This is a genomic window from Micromonospora sp. NPDC005806, assembly GCF_042871425.1.
GTDB lineage: Bacteria > Actinomycetota > Actinomycetes > Mycobacteriales > Micromonosporaceae > Micromonospora.
Map to the genome: position 1 here is coordinate 1 of NZ_JBIAIL010000106.1, position 1,422 is coordinate 1,422.

Consider the following 1,422-nt stretch of genomic DNA (forward strand, 5'->3'; position numbering starts at 1 on the left):
GCGGCTACTTAGAGACTTCCTTGCAGGATCGGTGTCCGGCCAGACTCGGTCCAGGTGCTCGGCGAGACGCTCCCTCTCTGCGGCTGCCCACCGGTGTCTTTGGTGTGGCTCTCATCTGGCTTGCGGTCTCGCCGGGCACCGCGCAAGGAGAGGCTGGAAAGGGGTTTGTCCTGCTCGAAGTAGCGGTGCCCTCCTTGCCGACAAACCCAATCGTGTCCAGGCAAGGGAGGCGCCGATGAGCGTGATCATCGGGATGGACCCGCACAAACGCTCGGCCACCATCGAGGTCGTCGACGACCGCGGCCGGGTGCTTGCGGCCGGCCGGTACGGCACCGACACGGCCGGCTACGCCGAGATGTTTGCCGCCGGCCGCCGCTACCCGGATCGGGTGTGGGCGGTGGAGGGCTGCAACGGTATCGGCCGGCACATCGCCCACCGGCTGGTGCATGACGGCGAGGTCGTGCTGGACGTGCCGGCGAAGCTGTCGGCGCAGGTGCGGGTGTTCGCCACCGGCAACGGCCGCAAGACCGACCCGGTCGATGCGCACTCGGTGGCGATGGTCGCGCTACGCACGCCCGGGCTCGTGCAGGTCCAGGTCGATGCGGACCTGCAGGTGCTGGGCATGCTCGTCGACCGTCGCGACGAACTCGGCCGTGCCCGCACCCAAACCATTAACCGGCTGCACCGGCTGCTGCTGGAGCTGCTGCCCGGCGGGGCGAAGAAGTACCTGTCCGCCCGGCAGGCCCGCACGCTGATCGCCACCGTCAAACCCAGAGACATCGTCGGCAAGACCCGGCGCCGCCTCGCCGTCGAGCTGATCGGTGAACTGGAGACCATCGACAAGAAGATCAAATCCGCGGACAAGGACCTCAAAGCCCTGGTCCTCGCCCGCGGCTCGACGCTGATGGGCCTGCATGGCATCGGCCCGTCCGGGGCCGCCCGCCTGCTGGCCGACGTCGGAGACATCCGCCGGTTCGCCGACCGCGACCGGTTCGCCTCCTGGAACGGCACCGCCCCGCTGGACGCCTCCTCCGGCGACCAGAAGCGTCACCGGCTCTCCCGCGCCGGCAACCGACGGATCAACCGCACGCTGCACATCATGGCCGTCGTCCAGCTGCGCAACCGCACGCAAGGCCGCGCCTACTTCGACGCGAAGAAAGCCGCCGGGAAAGCCTCCATGGAAGCCATGCGCGCCCTCAAACGGCGACTGTCCAACGTCGTCTACGCCCGCATGGTCGCCGACCAGAAACGACGGCAGGTGGCAGGCCCGGGAGGGCACTCGGGGACGACTCTGCAATCCAGCGTGACCGACCTGACCCCGGACATCGGCTCTTCGGACAAGCCACTTCCCGGACCCGCCACCACCCACCCTAAACCCCTGGTTCCAGCAGCGTCTTGACATAAAGGGGTGCCAGATGCGGA

At 68.4% G+C, this 1,422-nt stretch carries 1 protein-coding gene; it reads left to right on the forward strand.

The window, feature by feature from the left end:
* The first annotated feature begins 235 nt into the window (after window positions 1–235).
* Window positions 236–1,399, forward strand: a complete 1,164-nt coding sequence (locus ACFYOS_RS36425; RefSeq protein WP_387151920.1) for an IS110 family transposase — start codon at window positions 236–238, stop codon at window positions 1,397–1,399.
* Window positions 1,400–1,422: the final 23 nt, after the last annotated feature.

Bases quoted from the DNA above. Each gene is read 5' to 3' on its own strand.
- ACFYOS_RS36425 (WP_387151920.1), top strand. From the start codon at position 236: ATGAGCGTGATCATCGGGATGGACCCGCACAAACGCTCGGCCACCATC.